Here is a 19373-nt window from a genome sequence, read left to right on the forward strand (position 1 = left end):
AAGCCACATCTCAGGGTTTATGCCCTGGGCAAAAAACTCGACGAGCTTTGCAGATAGTCAAAGAACCATCTGATGATGAAGCTGAACTCTGGAATGAGCTGCGATTTCTGCCAGTCTTCACTTTTGGAGAACCCGGTGAAGGTATCCAGGAAGAACAAGATCGCGGCTACAATCAGTACGCCTCGTAATGCACCGAAACAGATCCCGAGCACCCTGTCCGTTCCTGACAGACCGGTTTTCTCGACCAGCTGACCTATCACGTAATTCACGATAGCGCCGACAATCAGCGTCGCGATAAACAACACCGCGATAGCGATTCCATTTCGGACCAGTTCATCTTCAAAGCCCGTGAACCAGACAGACAGGTAAGTGTAGTAATGACTGGCAACAAAGAAAGCACAACCCCATGTTACCAGCGATAACGCTTCACGAACAAAGCCACGGATCAGGCTAACCAGACAGGAAAAACCAATCACCGCAATGATGGCGTAATCAATCCAGACCATATGTGTCCCACGATTTAACGCCCTGTCATCCAGTTCGGGGCGAATTCTAACAGAAAAAGAAAACGTTTGCGTAGGGATTTCCTTCCCGCGCGTAAATAAAAAAGGCGCTGAAAAAATGTTCAACGCCGTGGCCTATCGCCTCTCTCTTTCAGGAGCAGGTCGTACTTAGTTAGCGCTGTAGCTCATCACTACACCACTCAGACCGGAGATCTGCTTCAGCTCGCCGAGCGAACCTTTCAGTTTGTCTTTAGACGCCTCTGGCCCCACGAGGATACGTGTAATTTTACCCTGCACCGGCGTGGAAGGTGAAGTGTAAACACGATACCCCGCACTGCGCAGTTTCCCCACCACCTCATTGACTTTATCCGCATTTTTCAGCGCACCAAGCTGCACAACGTAAGCTTTGCCCGTTGGGGCTGCGGCCTCTTGCTGAGCCGGTTTCGCTGGTGGAGCTGTCTCTGAAGCAGCGGCCAGCTGTTCTGCTGTCTTATCGCGCTGTGGTTTCGGCTGTGGTTTGTCGACCGGCTTCGGTTTTTCAACAGGTTTAGGCTGCTCTACCGGCACTGGGTCGATCTCATTGTTGCTTGTTGCCGCCAGACGGGACGGGTCGAGCGACGGTGCTGCAGCATCGCCCGCACGAACCTCTTCTGCCGCACCTTCCGGTGGTTGAGCAGGAAGTGCTTGCGTTGCCGCAGGCAGCATATCCGGCTCATCGCGGTCACCCGGTTTAGGGACCAGCGGAATAGCGGCAAACTCATCCTGATAATGCTTTTTCTGCCCGTCGAGCAGACCCGGGAGGATAATCACCCCGAGCGCGACCAGCACAATGGTTCCTGTTAAACGGTTCTGAAACTTACTCGCCACCGGTTCTCCCCGCGTCCATCACTTCCATGACATGTGCTACGGTGTGGAATGAGCCACACACCAGCACGGTATCTTCTGGTTTAGCATCCGCCATCGCGGCATGCCAGGCCTGGGCCACGCTATTGTAGATTGCGCCTTTGCCAAGATGTTCCATCAGTTGCTCGGCTGTTGCACCACGCGGCCCCTCCAGAGGAGCACAATACCAGCTATCGACCACACTCTCCATGCAGGCCAGCGTCCCGCCGATATCTTTATCATGAAGCATACCGATAACTGCCAGTACGCGCCCGGTTTTTGGTAACGATTTAAGACGTCCGGCAAGATAAGCCGCCGCATGTGGGTTATGAGCCACATCCAGAATGAGACGTGGTGACTCGCTGACGATCTGGAAACGCCCGGGCAGAATCGCGTTCTGTATACCATCGCGGATCGCCTGCTCGCTGACCGCGAGGCCGCTGGCGCGCAGTGCTGCCAGTGCCGTTGCCGCGTTAGGTTGTGGCACCTGCGGCAGAGGCAGGTTGTCCAGCGCGCCCTGTGCATCGCTAAAGCACCAGGCGTTGTCACGCACTTCATACTGCCAGTCAACGCCGCGGCGCAGCAGACGCGCGCCCTTCTCGTTTGCCACGTCAGCGATGGTGTGTGGCATATCCGGCTCGCCGACCACGGCGGGCTTATCTGCGCGGAAAACACCGGCCTTCTCGCGGCCAATGCTTTCACGGTCCGGTCCCAGCCAGTCGGTATGATCCAGCGCGATGCTGGTGACCACCGCCACATCTGCATCCACCATATTGGTGGCATCAAGACGCCCACCCAGTCCGACCTCAAGGATCACCACATCGAGTTGCGCCTGCTTGAACAGCCATAGCGCCGAAAGCGTACCGTATTCGAAATAGGTTAATGAGATCTCACCGCGCGCGGCTTCAATTTCCGCGAACGAGGTCGTATGTGCCGATTCCGGCAACTCGCTGTTCTGCACGCGAACCCGTTCGGTATAGCGTACCAGGTGTGGAGAGCTGTAAACGCCAACCTTATAACCCGCAGCCATCAGAATGGATTCCAGCGTACGGCAGGTCGTCCCTTTACCGTTGGTGCCCGCGACAGTAAAAACGAAAGGCGCAGGTTTCAGCACATCAAGACGCGCAGCGACCTGGCTTACGCGCTCAAGGCCCATATCAATGGTTTTGCTGTGCAGGTTTTCCAGATAAGAAAGCCACGCGGCCAGGGGCGACGTGGCTTGGGGAATGCTTTTATTTTCCATGATGCCCGGTTGTCATTAACAGTTTAGAAAGCAAAAGGGCAGCGCCAACCGGCCCTGCCCTTTTCAGTTATCAGGCCTCGGGTTCCTGATCCGGTACCACCACGCCTTCGCGCGGCTCATCCGGGTTTGGCGCTGGCAGGTTCATCAGCTTCGCCAGAATGCTCGCCAGCTTCAGGCGCATTTCCGGACGACGGACGATCATGTCGATGGCGCCTTTTTCGATGAGGAACTCACTGCGCTGGAAGCCCGGCGGCAGTTTTTCACGCACGGTCTGCTCGATAACGCGAGGACCCGCAAAGCCGATCAGCGCTTTTGGCTCAGCGATGTTCAGATCGCCCAGCATCGCGAAACTTGCGGAGACGCCCCCCATGGTTGGGTCGGTCAGCACAGAGATGTAAGGCAGACCACGCTCCTGCATTTTTGCCAGTGCAGCAGAGGTTTTCGCCATCTGCATCAGAGACATCAACGCTTCCTGCATACGCGCACCGCCAGAGGCAGAGAAGCAGATCAGCGGGCAGTTGTCTTCCAGCGCCTGCTCAACGGCACGCACAAAACGCGCACCCACCACTGAACCCATTGAGCCGCCCATAAAGGAGAACTCAAACGCAGCGGCAACAACCGGCATCTCATGCAGGGTGCCCTTCATGACGATCAGCGCGTCTTTCTCGCCGGTCTCTTTCTGTGCAGAGGCCAGACGATCTTTGTATTTTTTGGAATCGCGGAACTTCAGCACGTCTTTTGGCTCAAGCTCGCTACCCAGTTCTACCAGAGAACCTTCGTCCAGCAGGCTATGCAGGCGATTACGCGCCGACATACGCATGTGGTGGTCACACTTCGGACACACCTCTAGGTTGCGTTCCAGTTCTGCGCGATACAGAACCTGGCCGCAGCTATCACACTTCGTCCATACCCCTTCAGGAATGCTCGCTTTGCGCGTTGGGGTAATGTTGCTTTTAATTCGTTCAATCCAGCTCATTGATAACCTTTCTGCCTGAACCTGGTCGTATGCCAGTTTTGCTATAAGAGGCGAATAATGCCATTTTTGCCTCCAACAGACCATGAATGTTGCACATTAAAACATAACAGCCCGAAACTTTGGATAAAAAAGTGGTCGAACCGCCAGTGTGCATTTACTTCGTTTGTTTCGCCGCCGCACGTTTGTGACGAATAATTTCAATCACGCCCGGCAGTACAGAAAGCACAATAATCGCTACAATCAGTAACTTAAGGTTTTCCTGAACCACCGGAAGATCGCCAAACAGGTAGCCTGCATAGGTAAAGAGCAGAACCCACAGCAGCGCGCCAACCACGTTGTATGCTGCAAAGTGACGATAGGACATATGTCCCATTCCCGCCACAAACGGTGCAAATGTACGCACAATAGGCACAAAACGCGCAAGGATAATGGTTTTGCCACCATGGCGTTCATAAAACGCATGGGTCTTGTCTAAATAGCTACGACGGAAAATTTTCGAGTCCGGATTACTGAAAAGCCGCTCACCAAATACTCGCCCAATCGTATAGTTGACCGCATCACCAATAATGGCGGCAATCACCATCAGCACAACCATCAGATGTACATTCAGATCATTGGTCGGTAACGCTGATAACGCCCCGGCGACGAACAGCAGCGAATCCCCGGGTAAAAACGGGGTGACGACCAGACCGGTTTCACAGAACAGAATGAGGAACAGAATAGCGTAAACCCAGACGCCATATTGCGCGACAAGCTCTGCCAGGTGAACATCAATATGCAGGATGAAATCAATCAAAAAACGAATTACGTCCATATTGTTTAAGCCCTAATTGCACCTTTGTTTAGTCCGCTAAAAATAGCGGGCCCATTGGCGGTTTCGGCAGGTCAAACCGATCCGGATAGTCTACCGAGACCAGATACAACCCCTCCGCTTTCGCCGTGGCTGCCGCAAGCGTTCTGTCCTTCGCTGCCAGCAGTTCAGCAATCCAGCTCTCCGGCTGGTGTCCGGCACCTACTTCCATCAGGCTGCCCACAATATTCCGTACCATATGATGTACAAAGGCATTGGCTTTGATATCCACCACCACATAGGCGCCAAAACGGCTGACGTTTATGTGCATGACATTACGCCACGGCGTGCGGGACTGACACTGCACCGCACGAAACGACGTAAAGTCATTCTCACCAATCAGACATTGCGCCGCACGATGCATACGTTCAGCATCAAGCGGTTCATAAAAATGCGTCACACCCTGGCTTAACACCGCTGGACGAAGACGTTGATTGTAGATGACATAACGGTAGCGACGTGCCGTGGCGCTGAAGCGCGCGTGAAAATCATCCGGCACAGCTTTCACCCAACGAACAGCAATGTCACCAGGTAAATTCGCATTTACACCCAGCGTCCAGGCAGCATCTTTACGCACGGCTGTGGTTTCAAAGTGAACCACCTGCCCCGTGCCATGAACACCCGCGTCCGTACGGCCCGCGCACAGGACGTTAATTGGCTCGTTTGCCACCTGAGAGAGCGCTTTTTCCAGCTTCTCCTGGACGCTGCGCACCTCATTCTGACGCTGCCAGCCATAGTATTTACTGCCATCGTACTCAATACCGAGGGCAATTTTATGAACTGGCTTTTGATCCACGTCTGACATCAGTACAGGTACTCCTGTACCAGTTTTTCAGCGATTTTGACCGCCATCAGCGCACCGCCGAAACGAACGTTGTCAGCAACGGACCAGAACTGCACCTGCTCCGGCATACCGTAGTCGTTACGCACGCAGCCAACGGAAAGATGCGCGCTACCGGTGGCATCGCCCACCTGGGTCGGGAACTCGCTCTCTTCGGAAAGCACAATGTCTTCCCCACGACCAAACGCATCGCGCGCTTCTTCTGCCGCCAGCGGACGCAGCGCTTCAAAACCTACCATCTGCGCGTGACCGTAGAAGACCGGGGACTGCACGACGTTCGCGGAGATCATCAGGCCGTCGTCCTGCAGAATTTTACGAACTTCATCGACGATCCGGCGCTCTTCGCGCACGGAACCCTCTCGATCGGGCAGCAATGGCAGCATGTTGAACGCCAGCTGACGACCAAAGAAATCGTCTTCGTCAATCGGGATACCGTTCAACAACTTCGCGCTCTGACCGGCCAGCGCATCGACGGCCTTTTTGCCATTTGCGGAGGCGGACAGCAGACTGGTGACAGTAATACGCGACAGGCCGCCGTCGTCGATAAGTGGTTTCAGAGCGGTCAGCAGCTGGCTGGTCAGGCTGTTTGGTACCGCGATGATATTGCGATTACGGTAATCAGCCAGCACAAACGGGTTCACGTCCGGCACCACCAGCGGCACATCCGGCTCCATGGAGAACAGACCGCTCAGGTCGATCACCAGGCAGCCCGCGTTGGTCGCCTCTTCAATGTATGCAGCAGTGGCTTCAGCACCCGCGGCGAAAAATGCCAGCTGCGCCTGCGTCCAGTCGAACGCTGCCGCATCCTGAACCATCACGGATTTACTGTTGAAACGCAGATGCTCACCCGCGCTATCGGTACGTGCCAGCGCATAGATATCGCCCACCGGGAACTGACGCTCAGCAAGGGTTTCGAGCAGGGCTTCGCCCACGGCACCCGTGGCACCTAAAATGGCAATGTTCCAGCCTTCAGACATGGTGGTTTACTCCAGAAATAAAAAAGCGTCCCTGTCGGAGTATCCGACAGGGAGCATTAAGAAGACATTAATGCGCCGGGTGATGAACGGCGTTAAAACCCAGTTTATGCAGTAGCGTTGCAGCCTTTGCGTCATCGCAAATCACATACAGAGAGGACCACTCACGGCGCTCAACATAGTTTTTGCGCAGCTTGTCAAACTCACCCGGGATCCCCGCCACCTTACGCAGTAGCGCATCATCGCGGCGCACATCATACACCAAATGCACCAACCTTTTCAGCGTCGCCTGATCGAGCGGACCATGCAGCGTAATGCGGCCAAATTCAGGTGCAGGCAGTAAGGTATCCAGCGCGACCTGCTGCGGATGCCCAATAAAGGCACTGTAGGCTTCGAAGACCTGAGTCGTGCCGCGCGCTTTCCCCTCGAGGGTGTAACCGGCGATATGCGCAGTACCCACGTCCACCTTGTTAAGCAGCTCAACGTTGAGATCCGGCTCTGGCTCCCAGACGTCCAGCACCACGCTGAGGTCTTGCCCATCATTCAGACATGTCAGCAGCGCGGCATTATCCACCACCGGACCGCGGCAGGCATTTATCAGAATAGTGCCAGGTTTCAGACAACGGATCAGGGCTTCGTCGGCAAGATGCAGCGACTTATACGGCCCTTCTTTAAACAGTGGCGTGTGGAAAGTGATCACATCGCACTGTTCAACCAGTTCATCCAGCGGGCGGAAATCCCCTTCCTCACCGTTGTCTTTGCGCGGAGGGTCGCACAGCAGAGTACGAATACCCAACGCTTCCAGACGTTTTTGCAGGCGTCCGCCCACATTACCCACACCGACAATCCCTACGGTACGATCCTGCAGCGCAAAACCGTCACGCTCGGCAAGCATCAGCAGGGAGGAAAAAACGTATTCCACTACAGCAATGGCGTTACAGCCCGGCGCGGCGGAAAAACCGATCCCCGCCTGCTTAAGCCATTTGTCATCCACATGATCGGTCCCTGCCGTTGCGGTCCCGACGAACTTAATCGCTTTACCGGCGAGCAACGACTCATTTACTTTGGTCACCGAGCGCACCATCAGCGCATCTGCATCATCCAGTTCGTTAACCGGGATTGGACGACCAGGGACAGCCTTAACGTTACCCAGGCGGCTAAACAGCTCACGGGCATAAGGCATATTTTCATCAACGAGGATTTTCACGTCTGAGTACCTGTTTGAGAGGAAGAAAACCTGCCAAGTGTGCCATAATCTGGCCGCCAGGCATATACGTATGCCAGGTTTACGCTGAGTTTTGACTTTAAGGATTTTTGACGATGCAGCCCATTTCAGGTACGCCGCCACGCCCTCCGGGTGAAGGCCCTGTCACGCCGAACGTTGCCGGTGAACAACCGCTATCCACACAACAGCGCACCGTGCTGGAGCGACTGATCACGCGCCTGATTGCGCTGACGTCACAGCAAAACGCGGAAGTCTGGGCCGGGGTTAAGCATGATTTAGGTGTCCGGAACGATGCACCGCTGCAGTCGCGCCATTTCCCTGCGGCCGAGCAAAATCTGAATCAGCGTATAACCGCCGCACAACAAAATCACACCACCCGGCAGATTGTCTCACAGCTCACCGAGCTGTTAGGCCAGGGTAATAACCGACAGGCGGTCAGTGATTTCATTCGCCAGCAGTTTGGCCAGACCGCCCTGAGTCAGTTGACGCCAGAGCAGTTGAAAACCGTGCTGACGCTGCTGCAAACCAATCAGCTGACCATTCCGCAACCGCAACAGCGTCCGTCAACCGAGCGTCCGCTGCTGCCTGCTGAACACAATACACTGAACCAGATGGTGACCAAACTGGCCGCCGCCACCGGCGAGTCAACGAAGCTTATCTGGCAGTCGATGCTGGAGCTTTCCGGCGTGAAAGCGGGCGAGCTGATCCCGGCGAAACAGTTTACCCATCTGGTGACCTGGCTACAGGCCCGTCAGACGCTGAGTGCCCAGAGTACCCCTACCCTGCATACGCTCCAGGCGGCACTGAAACAGCCGCTTGAGCCGCATGAGTTTGAGGTGATTCGGGATTACGCCCAGCAGACCTGGCAGGCCACGCCGCAAACGGTACTGACCACCGCGCAGGTGCAGGATTTGCTGAATCAGATCTTTATCCGCCGCGCCGAGCGTGAAGGCGGCGTGCCGGAAGTCAGGGATATTCAGCCGATCTACAACCCGCTGTTTGCACCGGTCGTGGAGACCTTCAGAACGCTGTCTGCCCGTCCGGGGCTGTTGTTTATTGCGCTGATGATTGCGCTGGCGATTTTCTGGCTGGTTGCCTGAGGTTTTGCCCGGTGGCGCTGCGCTTACCGGGCCAACAACGGCTCAAGTCCTGCGAAACGCCACCAGCGTCACCACAATACCAACCACCGCAGAAACCGCTCCCGCCAGGAACACTGACGGATAGCCAAACGAAGTGGCTAACAGCCCCGCCAGCGGCCCGGTGACACCGTATGAGATATCCTGAAACGCCGCATAGCCGCCCAATGCTGTACCGCGTACCTGCGGGGCAACACGCTTCACGACTTCAACGCCGAGCGCCGGGAAGATCAGTGAACAACCGCAACCGGTGAGTGCTGCGCCGATCAGTGCAACAGAAGCGACCGGTGCGTTCCACAGTAGCAACAAGCCAACGGTTTCTATCATCAGCGACGCTACCGCCACTTTCACACCGCCAAAACGATCCGGCATCCAGCCGAACAGCACTCGCATCAGCACAAATGCGCCGCCAAAGGCAGTGAGGGTAAAGCCCGCCATCGCCCAGCCACGGCTCATGAAATACAGCGAGACGAACGTACCAATCACCGCAAATCCCACACCCTGCAGCGCCAGGCCAAGACCCGGCTGCCATATTTGACCAACCACGCTCCACAGGGAAGGACGCTCCCCTTTATGGGCAGGTACTTTACGGACCGAACCGTTAAACGCCCACGCCAGCAGCGGTAACAGCATGGTGGTGGCAGCCAGCGCCGCAAATCCAAACTGGCTATTGATCAGCAGTCCAAGCGGTGCGCCCGCGGCCAGCGCGCCATAGATGGCCATACCGTTCCAGGACATCACTTTTCCGGAACGCGCAGGCCCCACAAGACCCATACCCCAGGTCAGGGTACCGGTCAGCAGCTGGCTTTCACCAAAGCCGAGGATTAAACGGCCCAGCACCAGCAGCGCAAATTTATACGCGGCGTCGACCGGCAGGAGAGCAGCCAGCAGCCACGCACCACCTGCCAGCCCGCAGGCAAACATCCCCTGCAGTGCGGAACGTTTAGCACCGTGCTGATCCGCCAGACGACCGGCGTATCCACGCGTTAATACCGTGGCTAAAAACTGAATGCCCACGGCAATACCGACCATGGTGTTGCCATAGCCCAGTTCCTGATGAACGAACAGCGGGATCACCGGCAACGGCAGGCCAACGGTCATATAGGTCAGAAATACGGCAAAGGCGATACGGAACAGCGAGACGTTCGCTGAAGGGGTTGTTTCTGTTTGAGTTGTTGCAGTCATGCTTTACTCCGAAATGAAGAGTAAGGCGGGGAAATGCCACGCCCCCTCTACCTGATTATCAGGATTAAGGTGCGTTGGTTGACGTTAAACGCTTACGCATTATCGTGAGGATAATGTTGAGTGGTGAAGTTTGCCTGTCAGATCAGCCAGTTGTCAATGCATAAAAAAGGGAGCCTTATGGCTCCCTTTCTGAATCAAACATAAATCTTATGCTTTCAGCTTGCGCATCACCAGCGTGGCGTTGGTGCCGCCGAAACCGAAGCTGTTGGACATGACGGTGGTGAGCGTCGCGTCCATTGGTTTGGTCACGATGTTCAGGCCAGCAGCCTGCTCGTCCATCTCTTCGATGTTGATGCTTGGGGCGATAAAGCCGTTTTCCAGCATCAGCAGAGAGTAGATCGCTTCCTGCACGCCAGCCGCACCCAGAGAGTGTCCGGTCATCGCTTTGGTCGCGGAGATTGCCGGGCTGTTGTCGCCGAAGACTTCACGGATTGCACCCAGCTCTTTCACGTCGCCTACCGGAGTAGAGGTACCGTGGGAGTTCAGGTAGTCGATTGGGGTATCAACACCGTGCATCGCCATCTTCATGCAGCGTACCGCGCCTTCGCCAGATGGCGCAACCATGTCAGCGCCATCAGACGTTGCACCGTAGCCCACGATCTCAGCATAGATGTGCGCGCCACGTGCCAGCGCATGTTCCAGCTCTTCAACCACAACCATACCGCCGCCGCCAGCGATAACGAATCCGTCACGGTGCGCATCATAGGTACGGGATGCTTTATCCGGGGTTTCATTGTACTTGGTGGACAGTGCGCCCATTGCGTCGAATTCACAGGCCATTTCCCAGCCCAGCTCTTCGCCGCCGCCAGCAAATACGATGTCCTGTTTACCCAGTTGGATCTGCTCAACAGCATTACCGATGCAGTGTGCAGACGTCGCACACGCGGAGCTGATGGAGTAGTTCACACCGTGAATTTTGAATGGAGTCGCCAGGCACGCGGAAACCGCGGAACCCATGGCTTTGGTTACCACGTACGGACCTACCGCTTTCAGACCACGCGGGCTACGCATTGCGTCAGCACCGAATACCTGCGCTTTTGATGAGCCGCCGGAACCGGCAATCAGACCCACGCGCGGGTTGTTCTGATAAACCTCTTCGCTCAGGCCGGAATCTTTGATCGCTTCCTGCATGGAGAGATAAGCATAAATAGAGGCATCGTTCATGAAACGAACCACTTTGCGGTCAATCAAACCGGTGGTGTCCAGTTTGACGTTACCCCATACGTGGCTGCGCATACCTGAATCTTTAAACTCTTCAGAGAAAGTGATCCCGGAGCGTCCTTCACGCAGAGATGCCAGGACTTCCTGCTGGTTATTACCGATGCTGGAGACAATGCCCAGGCCAGTAATCACTGCACGTTTCATTCAATACCTCTGTAAGTCGCACTATAGTAAGTTTCGAGTCGCACAATAGCGTACACTTGTACGCCGAACAAGTCCGATCAGCCATTTTCTGCGGAAATTTGCACCGATGGGCTCACATCGTTAAGATCGTGCCACTGCCTGTCAGACGAGTAACTTACGTGAAACAAAATGCTATACAACCCGCCAACCTCGAATTCAACGCTGAGGGTACACCTGTTTCCCGAGATTTTGATGACGTCTATTTTTCTAATGATAACGGACTGGAAGAAACCCGCTATGTTTTCCTCGACGGAAACCAGCTCAGCATTCGCTTCCCTGTACATCCGCGGAATCTGTTCGTGGTCGCCGAGAGCGGCTTCGGTACCGGGCTGAATTTTCTGACCCTCTGGCAGGCGTTCGATCAGTTTCACGCTGCACACCCTGAGGCTACGCTACAAAGATTACATTTCATCAGTTTCGAAAAATTCCCGCTCACGGCGCACGATCTGCGGCTCGCCCATCAGCACTGGCCGGAACTTGCACCGTGGGCAGAGCAGCTTCAGGCGCAGTGGCCGCCTCATATTGGGGGCTGTCACCGTTTACTGTTGGACGGCGGACGCATCACACTGGATCTGTGGCTTGGCGACATCAATGAACTGACCGATAAGCTCGATGATTCGATGAATCAGAAGGTAGATGCATGGTTCCTGGACGGCTTTGCGCCTGCCAAAAACCCGGATATGTGGAGTCAGCATCTGTTCACCGCGATGGCGCGGCTGGCGCGCCCGGGCGCAACGCTCGCTACCTTTACCTCGGCAGGGTTTGTCCGCCGGGGGTTGCAGGAAGCGGGCTTTACCATGCAGAAGACCAAAGGTTTTGGCCGCAAGCGCGACATGCTGGTCGGCAGGATGGATCAGACGCTGGACATTCCCGCTCAGGCGCCCTGGTTTGCACGCCGCGCCAGCGCATCGCGCGAAGTGGCGATAGTCGGCGGAGGGATCGCCAGCGCCCTGCTTTCTCTCGCCCTTCTCCACCGGGGCTGGCAGGTGACACTCTACTGTGCTGACGAAACGCCAGCAAAGGGTGCTTCCGGCAACCGTCAGGGGGCGCTCTATCCCCTTTTAAGCGCTCACGATCCCGCACTGAGTCAGTTTTTCCCGGCAGCCTTTATCTTCGCTCGTCATCTGTATGACGCCCTGCCAGTGGCATTCGACCATGACTGGTGCGGCGTGACGCAGCTCGGCTGGGATGAAAAGAGCCAGCAAAAAATCACGCAGATGCTGTCGCTGGGTCTGCCTGACGAAATTGCCCGCGCGGTAAGTACGCAAGAGGTGGCAGACACCGCTGGCGTGGACACCGGCTGTGGAGGCATTCAGTATCCGCTCGGCGGCTGGCTGTGCCCGGCGGAACTGACCGCGGCGGTCATTGCTCTGGCGCAATCACACGGGCTGACGGCACATTATGCTCACAAAGTTGAATCGCTGAGCCGCACAGCTCACTGGAATCTTCGTTTTGCCGATGGCAAAGAGGCGAGCCATGCCAGCGTTGTGCTGGCAAACGGGCATTACATCAGTCAGTTTGTTCAGACAGAGACGTTGCCAGTTTATCCGGTCGGCGGCCAGGTGAGCCATATCCCGACCGCGCCCGAACTGAGCAAGCTGCGTCAGGTGCTGTGCTATGACGGCTATCTGACGCCACAAAACCCGTCTAACGGCCATCACTGCATCGGCGCCAGCTACCATCGTGGCGAAACGGATATGCACTACAGCGATGCGGACCAACAGCAAAACCGCCAGCGACTGATTGACTGTTTCCCGGATGCTGCGTGGGCGAAAGAGGTTGACATCAGCGAGGGGGAAGCGCGCTGCGGCGTGCGCTGCGCCACCCGCGACCATCTGCCTATGGCGGGTAACGTACCGGACTATGAAGCAACACTGGAGGCTTATCAGGATCTTGCGGAAAACAAAGATACTGCAGTGAGTACACCGGTGTATCCGGACCTGTTTATGCTGGGGGGGCTAGGCTCGCGGGGATTATGTTCAGCGCCATTGCTGGCTGAAGTACTGGCCGCGCAAATGAGCGAAGAGCCGATTCCGCTGGACAGGGTTACGCTTGCAGGGCTTAATCCAAACCGACTGTGGGTGCGGAAACTGCTGAAGGGGAAAAAGGTTAAGTAGGCTGTGGTCTGGAGCCCTCTCCCTGCGGGAGAGGGCTGAAAACAATTACTTCGCTTTCGCCTGCTGGAACAAATTGTCCCACATACCCAGCACCAGTGACTGATCGCGCGGAGAGAGTTCTCCTGCCTGAATAGCTTTCTCCAGGCTGCGGGTCACTTCATCATGAACGGCCTCGGCAGTGTGATCGTCCCCGGCCTCCAGCTCAGCAACGGCTAACGTCAGGTGACCACGCAGATAACCGCTGGCGAACAGCTCATCATCACTGGCGTGTTCCACCATGTCATCAATTAACGCCAGAATGCGTGATTCAAATTCTGCGATCATCTTCTTTCCTCAGTTAAAGATCTTCCGGCCAGGGGAAGCATTCCGCCGCGATCGCCGGCGTGTGGTAATAATTCTGTAAAGCCTCGATCAGACGCGCCGGACGTTCCGGAATGCCTTTCTCAAGATATTCCATCACCTGCGCATGAACGCGGCGCTGGAACACGATACGGTCTGGCTCGAAGTCGCCTTCGAGGTTGTCACAGCTCACGTTGAACGGGAAACCCGCCGCGACGCAGAATAACCATTCCAGCGCCTGCGGTTTAACCTCAACATCTTCAAACTGCCCCTGCGTTGCGGCGTCACGTCCGTCCGGGCAGTACCAGTAGCCGAAGTCCACCAGCTCGCGACGCGCTTTTCCGGCGATGCACCAGTGCGAAATCTCGTGCAACCCGCTGGCGTAAAAACCGTGAGCAAAGACGATGCGGTTATACGTCACGTCAGCATCAGCGGGAAGATAGATCGGTTCGTCGTCGCCTTTAATCAGACGGGTATTAAAATCGTCAGCAAAACAGCCGTCAAAAATCTCAATCAGCTGTTCGTATTTATGCGTACTGTTCATGAGTGCATCCCCAACCAGGTGAGGATCTCCTGTCCATGGCTGTCATAAAGAAGTTTGGCGCTCATTACCGCCGAGACGATAACAATCATTGGGCGGATAAGTTTTTGTCCTTTGCTTAACACCAGACGCGAGCCTGCACGCGCGCCCAGGAACTGCCCCGCCATCATCACAAACCCGGTTGCCCAGATAACCTTGCCCCCGATGATAAACAGCAACAGGCCACCAAGGTTTGAGGTCGCGTTGAGCACTTTGGCATGGGCAGTGGATTTGGCAAGGTTAAACCCGGCTAGCGTCACGAACGCCAGCGCATAAAATGAACCGGCGCCCGGGCCGAAGAAACCGTCGTAAAAACCCACACAGCCACCGGCAATCAGAGCAAACGGCAAGCCGTGCAGTCGACGCTGACGATCTTCTTCACCGAGTTTTGGCATCAGCAAGAAGTAAAGCCCGATGCAGATGACCAGAATCGGCAGGATCTGGCGCAAAATATCGGACTGCACGTGCTGGACCAGCAGCGCGCCCGACGTCGAGCCGATAAAGGTCATGAGGATATTGAGCTTCTGATCGGCAAGGCTCACCACCTTACGGCGGATAAAATAGAGCGATGCCGAGAGTGAACCGCCGCAAGCCTGCAGCTTATTCGTGGCCAGAGCCTGAGCCGGGCTCATGCCCGCCGCCAGTAGCGCGGGTACGGTTAACAGCCCGCCGCCGCCCGCAAGAGCATCGATAAAACCGGCCAGCATGGCCACAAAGAACAACACCACCAGTAGCAGCGGCGACACCATAAACAGATCGACGAAATTATCCATTAAAGTACATGCTCATCCAGTAGCGCCTGGCAGGAAGGCGGCAACGGAGGCGGTGTCTTCTTCTCAGGCTTAGAGGTTCCAGGTTTGGCTGGCTCAAACCAGCTTTGCAGTTCATATCCGCAGCCATCGCCCGATGGCGGTAGCGGCTGATCTTCACATTCCAGGCTGTTCGCCGGGCAGCGCAGACGCACGTGCATGTGCGCACGGTGCTGGAACCACGGGCGGACTTTGCGCAGCCAGTCGCGATCGGTTCCGGCATCCAGGCAGAGCTGCTGTTTGATAGCCGGGTTGACGAAAATCCGCGTGACGTCGTTATCTTTTGCCGCCAGCTTGATCAAACTGAACACATCCTGCGACCACAGCGAAGGCACAACGTTTTTTCCGTCGCTTGCCACCAGATCCAGCGCCTGCGGTTTTAGCAGTTGGGCAGAACTCCAGCGCGCCTTCGGAAGTTGCAGGAAGATATCGACATCCAGCCCTGTCTGGTGACTGGCGTGCCCACTGTTAAAACGACCGCCGGCGGGCATCCCCATATCGCCAATCAGCATCGTGCCCAATCCCAGGTTATGCACCTGGTTCCCCAGACGCTGGATGAACAACACCAGATCCGGGTGACCGAAATAACGACGCTGATCGGTACGCATCACCTGGTAGGTATCGGACTGCAGCGGAAGCTCCTGGGCACCGACGATACAGCCGTTCGAAAAGGCACCAATGGACTGCGCGCTCCCCGCCACCGGGTGGGTGATTTTTTGCCATGGCGTCGCGGCCAGACTGGCTCCACTGGCGAGCAGCGCCAGCAGAGCAATTGCGGTCTTTTTCATGTTTACCAGCGTGGAATGGTGGTCGTCACATCCGCATTCTGCGCACGCTGGCGCAGGAAGTGATCCATCAGCACGATAGCCAGCATCGCCTCGGCGATCGGCACCGCGCGGATCCCCACGCACGGATCGTGACGTCCTTTGGTGATCATCTCAACTTCTTCGCCATCGCGGTTAATCGTATGGCCCGGCACGGTGATGCTGGAGGTCGGCTTCAGTGCGATGTTGGCAACAATCTGCTGCCCGCTGCTGATCCCACCGAGAATGCCACCCGCATGGTTGCTCTGGAAACCAGCTTTCGTAATTTCGTCGCGGTTCTGACTGCCACGAAGCTGAACCACGTCAAAACCGTCGCCAATCTCTACACCCTTAACCGCGTTAATGCTCATCAGCGCGTGGGCGATGTCGGCGTCGAGACGGTCAAATACCGGCTCACCCCAGCCAGCCGGGACGCCGTCCGCCATCACGGTGACTTTCGCACCAATGGAGTCGCCCTCTTTTTTCAGGCCGCGCATCAGTTCGTCCAGCGCCTCCAGCTTGTCGGCATCAGCACAGAAGAACGGGTTCTGTTCAACCTGCTCCCAGTCCTTGATGGCCAGCGGAATGTCGCCCATCTGGGTCAGACAGCCACGGATCACAATGCCAAACTTCTGCTGCAGGTATTTCTTGGCAATCGCCCCTGCGGCCACGCGCATCGCGGTTTCACGCGCGGAAGAACGTCCACCGCCGCGATAGTCGCGGAAGCCGTACTTTTGCTCGTAGGTGTAGTCGGCATGGCCTGGGCGGAACACGTCCTTGATAGCACCGTAGTCCTGAGAACGCTGATCGGTGTTTTCGATCAGCAGACCAATGCTGGTCCCGGTGGTACGGCCTTCAAAGACGCCGGAGAGAATTTTAACCTGGTCCGGCTCGCGACGCTGCGTGGTGTAGCGAGAAGTGCCCGGACGACGACGGTCGAGGTCGTGCTGTAAATCGGCTTCGGTCAGTTCGATGCCTGGCGGGACGCCGTCAACGATACAACCCAATGCCAGCCCGTGTGATTCACCAAAAGTGGTCACACGGAATAACTGTCCAATACTGTTTCCTGCCATCACGGCTCCGATGTTGTTGTTTGTGTTTGAGCGTTGTGAAACGGGCCGAAGCCCGCTGGATTAATCTTTATAGATACTGAAGTGTTCACGCGCGTCGAGCAGCTGCGCTTTGGTCAGCATAAAGACGCCGTCACCGCCGTTGTCGAACTCAAGCCAGGTGAACGGCACATCCGGGTACTGCTCTATCAGATGTACCATGCTGTTGCCTACTTCACAAATCAGAACACCGTCGTCGGTCAGATAATCCGGCGCGCAGGCCAGGATGCGACGCGTCAGCTTCAGGCCGTCAGAACCCGAAGCCAGACCCAGTTCCGGCTCATGGCGATATTCGTTCGGCAGATCGGACATGTCTTCCGCATCAACGTACGGCGGGTTAGTGACGATGAGATCGTATTGCAACGTTGGCAGGTCGCGGAACAGATCGGAGCGAATTGGCGTAACGTGGTGAATCAAACCATGTTCTTCAATGTTGTGCTCGGTGACAGCCAGCGCGTCGGTGGAGATATCCACTGCGTCCACTTCCGCTTCCGGGAAAGCATACGCGCAGGCGATGGCGATGCAGCCACTGCCGGTACACATATCCAGAATGTGTTGCGGCTGATGGCCGATCAGACCTTCAAAGTGGTTATTAATCAGCTCGCCAATTGGCGAGCGCGGCACCAGCACGCGCTCATCGACATAGAACTCGTGGCCGCAGAACCAGGCTTTGTTAGTCAGGTAGGCGACCGGAATACGCTCGTTCACGCGGCGGATCACACGTTCAACAATGCGGTGTTTTTCGCTTGAGGTCAGGCGTGCGGTGCGCATGTCTTCAGGAATATCCAGCGGCAGATAGAGAGACGGCAGCACCAGCTGAACAGCCTCATCCCACGGGTTATCGGTACCGTGACCGTACCAGATATTGGCGGCGCTGAAGCGGCTAACCGACCAGCGCAACATGTCCTGTATGGTATGCAGCTCGTTTACTGCTTCATCGACAAAAATTTTATCCACTCTTTCCTCCAGGGCATGCTCGCATAATTTTCGGCGGCTAGTTTGCCATGAAGACGGCGATAAATCAGCAATGACGCGTGCCGCTTGAGGTTAAAAAATGCGTTTAGTCGGGTACACTATCGGAAATACGAGATGAGAATGACAAATGAAAAAGAAAACATCGCTCAGCGAGGAGGATCAGGCGCTCTTCCGACAGCTGATGACCGGGACGCGTAAAATCGCTCAGGACACTATTGTCCATCGCCCACAGCGTAAAAAAATCAGCGAAGTACCGGTCAAACGGCTGCTGCAGGAGCAGGCGGATAACAGCCACTATTTTTCAGATGAATTTCAGCCGCTGCTCAATACGCAAGGGGCGGTGAAGTATGTACGTGAAGACGTCAGCCATTTTGAGCTGAAGAAACTACGCCGTGGGGATTATTCACCCGAGCTGTTTCTCGATCTGCATGGTTTGACGCAGATGCAGGCGAAGCAAGAGCTGGGAGCTTTAATTGCGGCCTGTCGCCGTGAACATGTTTTTTGCACTTGCGTGATGCACGGCCACGGCAAACATATTCTCAAGCAACAAACACCCCTGTGGCTGGCTCAACATCCGCACGTAATGGCTTTTCATCAGGCACCCAAAGAGTACGGCGGAGATGCCGCATTGCTGGTGTTGATTGAAGTAGAAGAGTGGCAGCCGCCAGAATTACCCTGACAGAACAGCGGGAAGCATACTCTGCTCCCCGCTATAGCACACGTCACATCAGATCGCTTTTGCCATCTTCAGGTTGCACGGACTCATCTGCCAGTTGAAGGTACCTCTGCCCGTTTCGTCGAGCGTGACATTGGCAATGGCGGATGTCGTGAACATCGGCGGGGTCTCGCCCGGGCAAAGCTCAGATACCAGATAGCCAACCAGTGGCAGGTGGGAAATGACCAGCGCGGAAGCGACACCTTCATTGTACAGTGCCTGAAGATAAGCGCTGACAAGGCCTACATCGCCACACGGGGTGAGTTCAGGGAGAACGTCCACACTCGCAGGCAGGTTCATACACTCCCCTACCACGTCCAGCGTCTGTTCAGCACGCAGGAACGGACTCACCAGAACGCGTTCGATGTCCACTTTTTGACCTTTAAGCCAGGTCGCCATCAGACGAGATTCGTCGCAGCCACAGACGGTCAAAGGACGTACTGAGTCACTGGCGGCATCGAGTGCCGCGTCGCCGTGACGCATGATAAAAACTTGCATATTGCACCGCTTTTGTTAACCAGAATCACCGGCGTTAACTACCCGCGATAACTGCTGAGAGGTAGAAAACCCGATGGCCGGGCATTGTGCCTGATCCATTCGGTGAATGAAACGCTGTTTTTTACCTCAATGGCGTAAGTATAGTCAAT

Annotated in this window: 20 protein-coding genes; 3 read left to right on the forward strand and 17 right to left on the reverse strand. The window is 55.9% G+C overall.

Going from position 1 to position 19373, the window contains the following annotated elements:
• Positions 1-17: 17 nt before the first annotated feature.
• From cvpA to pdxB, 8 genes are all read right to left on the reverse strand, one after another.
• Positions 18-506 carry a colicin V production protein gene (cvpA, locus tag ACJ9Y9_RS16545; RefSeq protein ID WP_000262116.1) on the reverse strand — a complete coding sequence of 163 codons (489 nt, stop codon included), beginning with the start codon at positions 504-506 and terminating at the stop codon, positions 18-20.
• 165 nt (positions 507-671) lie between these two features.
• Positions 672-1370 (reverse strand): cell division protein DedD, encoded by a 699-nt coding sequence (gene dedD, locus ACJ9Y9_RS16550; RefSeq protein ID WP_028016215.1) that lies wholly within the window; start codon positions 1368-1370, stop codon positions 672-674.
• Entirely contained in the window at positions 1360-2628 is a 1269-nt protein-coding gene (gene folC, locus ACJ9Y9_RS16555) for a bifunctional tetrahydrofolate synthase/dihydrofolate synthase (RefSeq protein ID WP_028016214.1), read from the reverse strand. The genes dedD and folC overlap by 11 nt, the downstream gene beginning before the upstream one ends.
• A gap of 70 nt (positions 2629-2698) precedes the next feature.
• Positions 2699-3604: an acetyl-CoA carboxylase, carboxyltransferase subunit beta gene (gene accD, locus ACJ9Y9_RS16560; RefSeq protein WP_003861408.1), complete on the reverse strand. Its 906-nt coding sequence runs from the start codon at positions 3602-3604 to the stop codon at positions 2699-2701.
• A 154-nt stretch (positions 3605-3758) separates the two neighbouring features.
• Positions 3759-4418, reverse strand: coding sequence for a DedA family protein (locus ACJ9Y9_RS16565; protein WP_028016213.1), 660 nt, complete (start codon positions 4416-4418; stop codon positions 3759-3761).
• Between the two features lie 28 nt (positions 4419-4446).
• Entirely contained in the window at positions 4447-5259 is an 813-nt protein-coding gene (truA, locus tag ACJ9Y9_RS16570) for a tRNA pseudouridine(38-40) synthase TruA (protein WP_028016212.1), read from the reverse strand.
• A complete protein-coding gene (locus ACJ9Y9_RS16575; RefSeq protein WP_028016211.1) occupies positions 5259-6272 on the reverse strand; it encodes an aspartate-semialdehyde dehydrogenase in 1014 nt (337 codons plus the stop codon). Before ACJ9Y9_RS16575 ends, truA begins: the two co-directional genes overlap by 1 nt.
• A 67-nt stretch (positions 6273-6339) precedes the next feature.
• Entirely contained in the window at positions 6340-7476 is a 1137-nt protein-coding gene (gene pdxB, locus ACJ9Y9_RS16580; protein WP_028016210.1) for a 4-phosphoerythronate dehydrogenase PdxB, read from the reverse strand.
• Positions 7477-7589: 113 nt separating this feature from the next.
• Here pdxB and flk point away from each other — a divergent pair, with 113 nt between their 5' ends.
• A complete protein-coding gene (gene flk / locus ACJ9Y9_RS16585; RefSeq protein WP_028016209.1) occupies positions 7590-8594 on the forward strand; it encodes a flagella biosynthesis regulator Flk in 1005 nt (334 codons plus the stop codon).
• Between the two features lie 42 nt (positions 8595-8636).
• Here flk and ACJ9Y9_RS16590 read toward each other — a convergent pair whose 3' ends face one another.
• Together ACJ9Y9_RS16590 and fabB are read right to left on the reverse strand one after the other, a co-directional pair.
• Positions 8637-9815, reverse strand: a complete 1179-nt coding sequence (locus tag ACJ9Y9_RS16590) for an MFS transporter (protein WP_028016208.1) — start codon at positions 9813-9815, stop codon at positions 8637-8639.
• 207 nt (positions 9816-10022) lie between these two features.
• Complete coding sequence (gene fabB, locus ACJ9Y9_RS16595) at positions 10023-11240, reverse strand: beta-ketoacyl-ACP synthase I (protein ID WP_028016207.1); 1218 nt, start codon at positions 11238-11240, stop codon at positions 10023-10025.
• A gap of 158 nt (positions 11241-11398) precedes the next feature.
• Here fabB and mnmC point away from each other — a divergent pair, with 158 nt between their 5' ends.
• Positions 11399-13396 (forward strand): bifunctional tRNA (5-methylaminomethyl-2-thiouridine)(34)-methyltransferase MnmD/FAD-dependent 5-carboxymethylaminomethyl-2-thiouridine(34) oxidoreductase MnmC, encoded by a 1998-nt coding sequence (mnmC, locus tag ACJ9Y9_RS16600; RefSeq protein WP_028016206.1) that lies wholly within the window; start codon positions 11399-11401, stop codon positions 13394-13396.
• 45 nt (positions 13397-13441) lie between these two features.
• Here mnmC and ACJ9Y9_RS16605 read toward each other — a convergent pair whose 3' ends face one another.
• The 6 genes from ACJ9Y9_RS16605 to prmB are packed head-to-tail and all read right to left on the reverse strand — an operon-like array spanning position 13442 to position 17993.
• The gene (locus tag ACJ9Y9_RS16605) at positions 13442-13720 is read right to left on the reverse strand and encodes a YfcL family protein (protein ID WP_028016205.1); all 279 of its coding nucleotides are present in this window, start codon (positions 13718-13720) and stop codon (positions 13442-13444) included.
• A 13-nt stretch (positions 13721-13733) separates the two neighbouring features.
• A complete protein-coding gene (locus ACJ9Y9_RS16610) occupies positions 13734-14279 on the reverse strand; it encodes an elongation factor P hydroxylase (protein ID WP_028016204.1) in 546 nt (181 codons plus the stop codon).
• Entirely contained in the window at positions 14276-15088 is an 813-nt protein-coding gene (locus tag ACJ9Y9_RS16615; protein ID WP_028016203.1) for a sulfite exporter TauE/SafE family protein, read from the reverse strand. The genes ACJ9Y9_RS16610 and ACJ9Y9_RS16615 overlap by 4 nt, the downstream gene beginning before the upstream one ends.
• A complete protein-coding gene (gene mepA / locus ACJ9Y9_RS16620) occupies positions 15088-15912 on the reverse strand; it encodes a penicillin-insensitive murein endopeptidase (RefSeq protein ID WP_028016202.1) in 825 nt (274 codons plus the stop codon). The genes ACJ9Y9_RS16615 and mepA overlap by 1 nt, the downstream gene beginning before the upstream one ends.
• 2 nt (positions 15913-15914) lie before the next feature.
• The gene (aroC, locus tag ACJ9Y9_RS16625) at positions 15915-17000 is read right to left on the reverse strand and encodes a chorismate synthase (protein ID WP_028016201.1); all 1086 of its coding nucleotides are present in this window, start codon (positions 16998-17000) and stop codon (positions 15915-15917) included.
• Positions 17001-17060: 60 nt separating this feature from the next.
• Positions 17061-17993, reverse strand: coding sequence for a 50S ribosomal protein L3 N(5)-glutamine methyltransferase (prmB, locus tag ACJ9Y9_RS16630; RefSeq protein ID WP_008502612.1), 933 nt, complete (start codon positions 17991-17993; stop codon positions 17061-17063).
• Positions 17994-18138: 145 nt separating this feature from the next.
• Here prmB and smrB point away from each other — a divergent pair, with 145 nt between their 5' ends.
• Positions 18139-18690, forward strand: a complete 552-nt coding sequence (smrB, locus tag ACJ9Y9_RS16635; RefSeq protein WP_028016200.1) for an endonuclease SmrB — start codon at positions 18139-18141, stop codon at positions 18688-18690.
• Positions 18691-18738: 48 nt separating this feature from the next.
• Here smrB and sixA read toward each other — a convergent pair whose 3' ends face one another.
• Entirely contained in the window at positions 18739-19224 is a 486-nt protein-coding gene (sixA, locus tag ACJ9Y9_RS16640; RefSeq protein ID WP_028016199.1) for a phosphohistidine phosphatase SixA, read from the reverse strand.
• Positions 19225-19373 lie beyond the last annotated feature (149 nt).

The organism is Enterobacter sp. CPE_E1241 (assembly GCF_045618265.1).
GTDB lineage: Bacteria > Pseudomonadota > Gammaproteobacteria > Enterobacterales > Enterobacteriaceae > Enterobacter > Enterobacter adelaidei.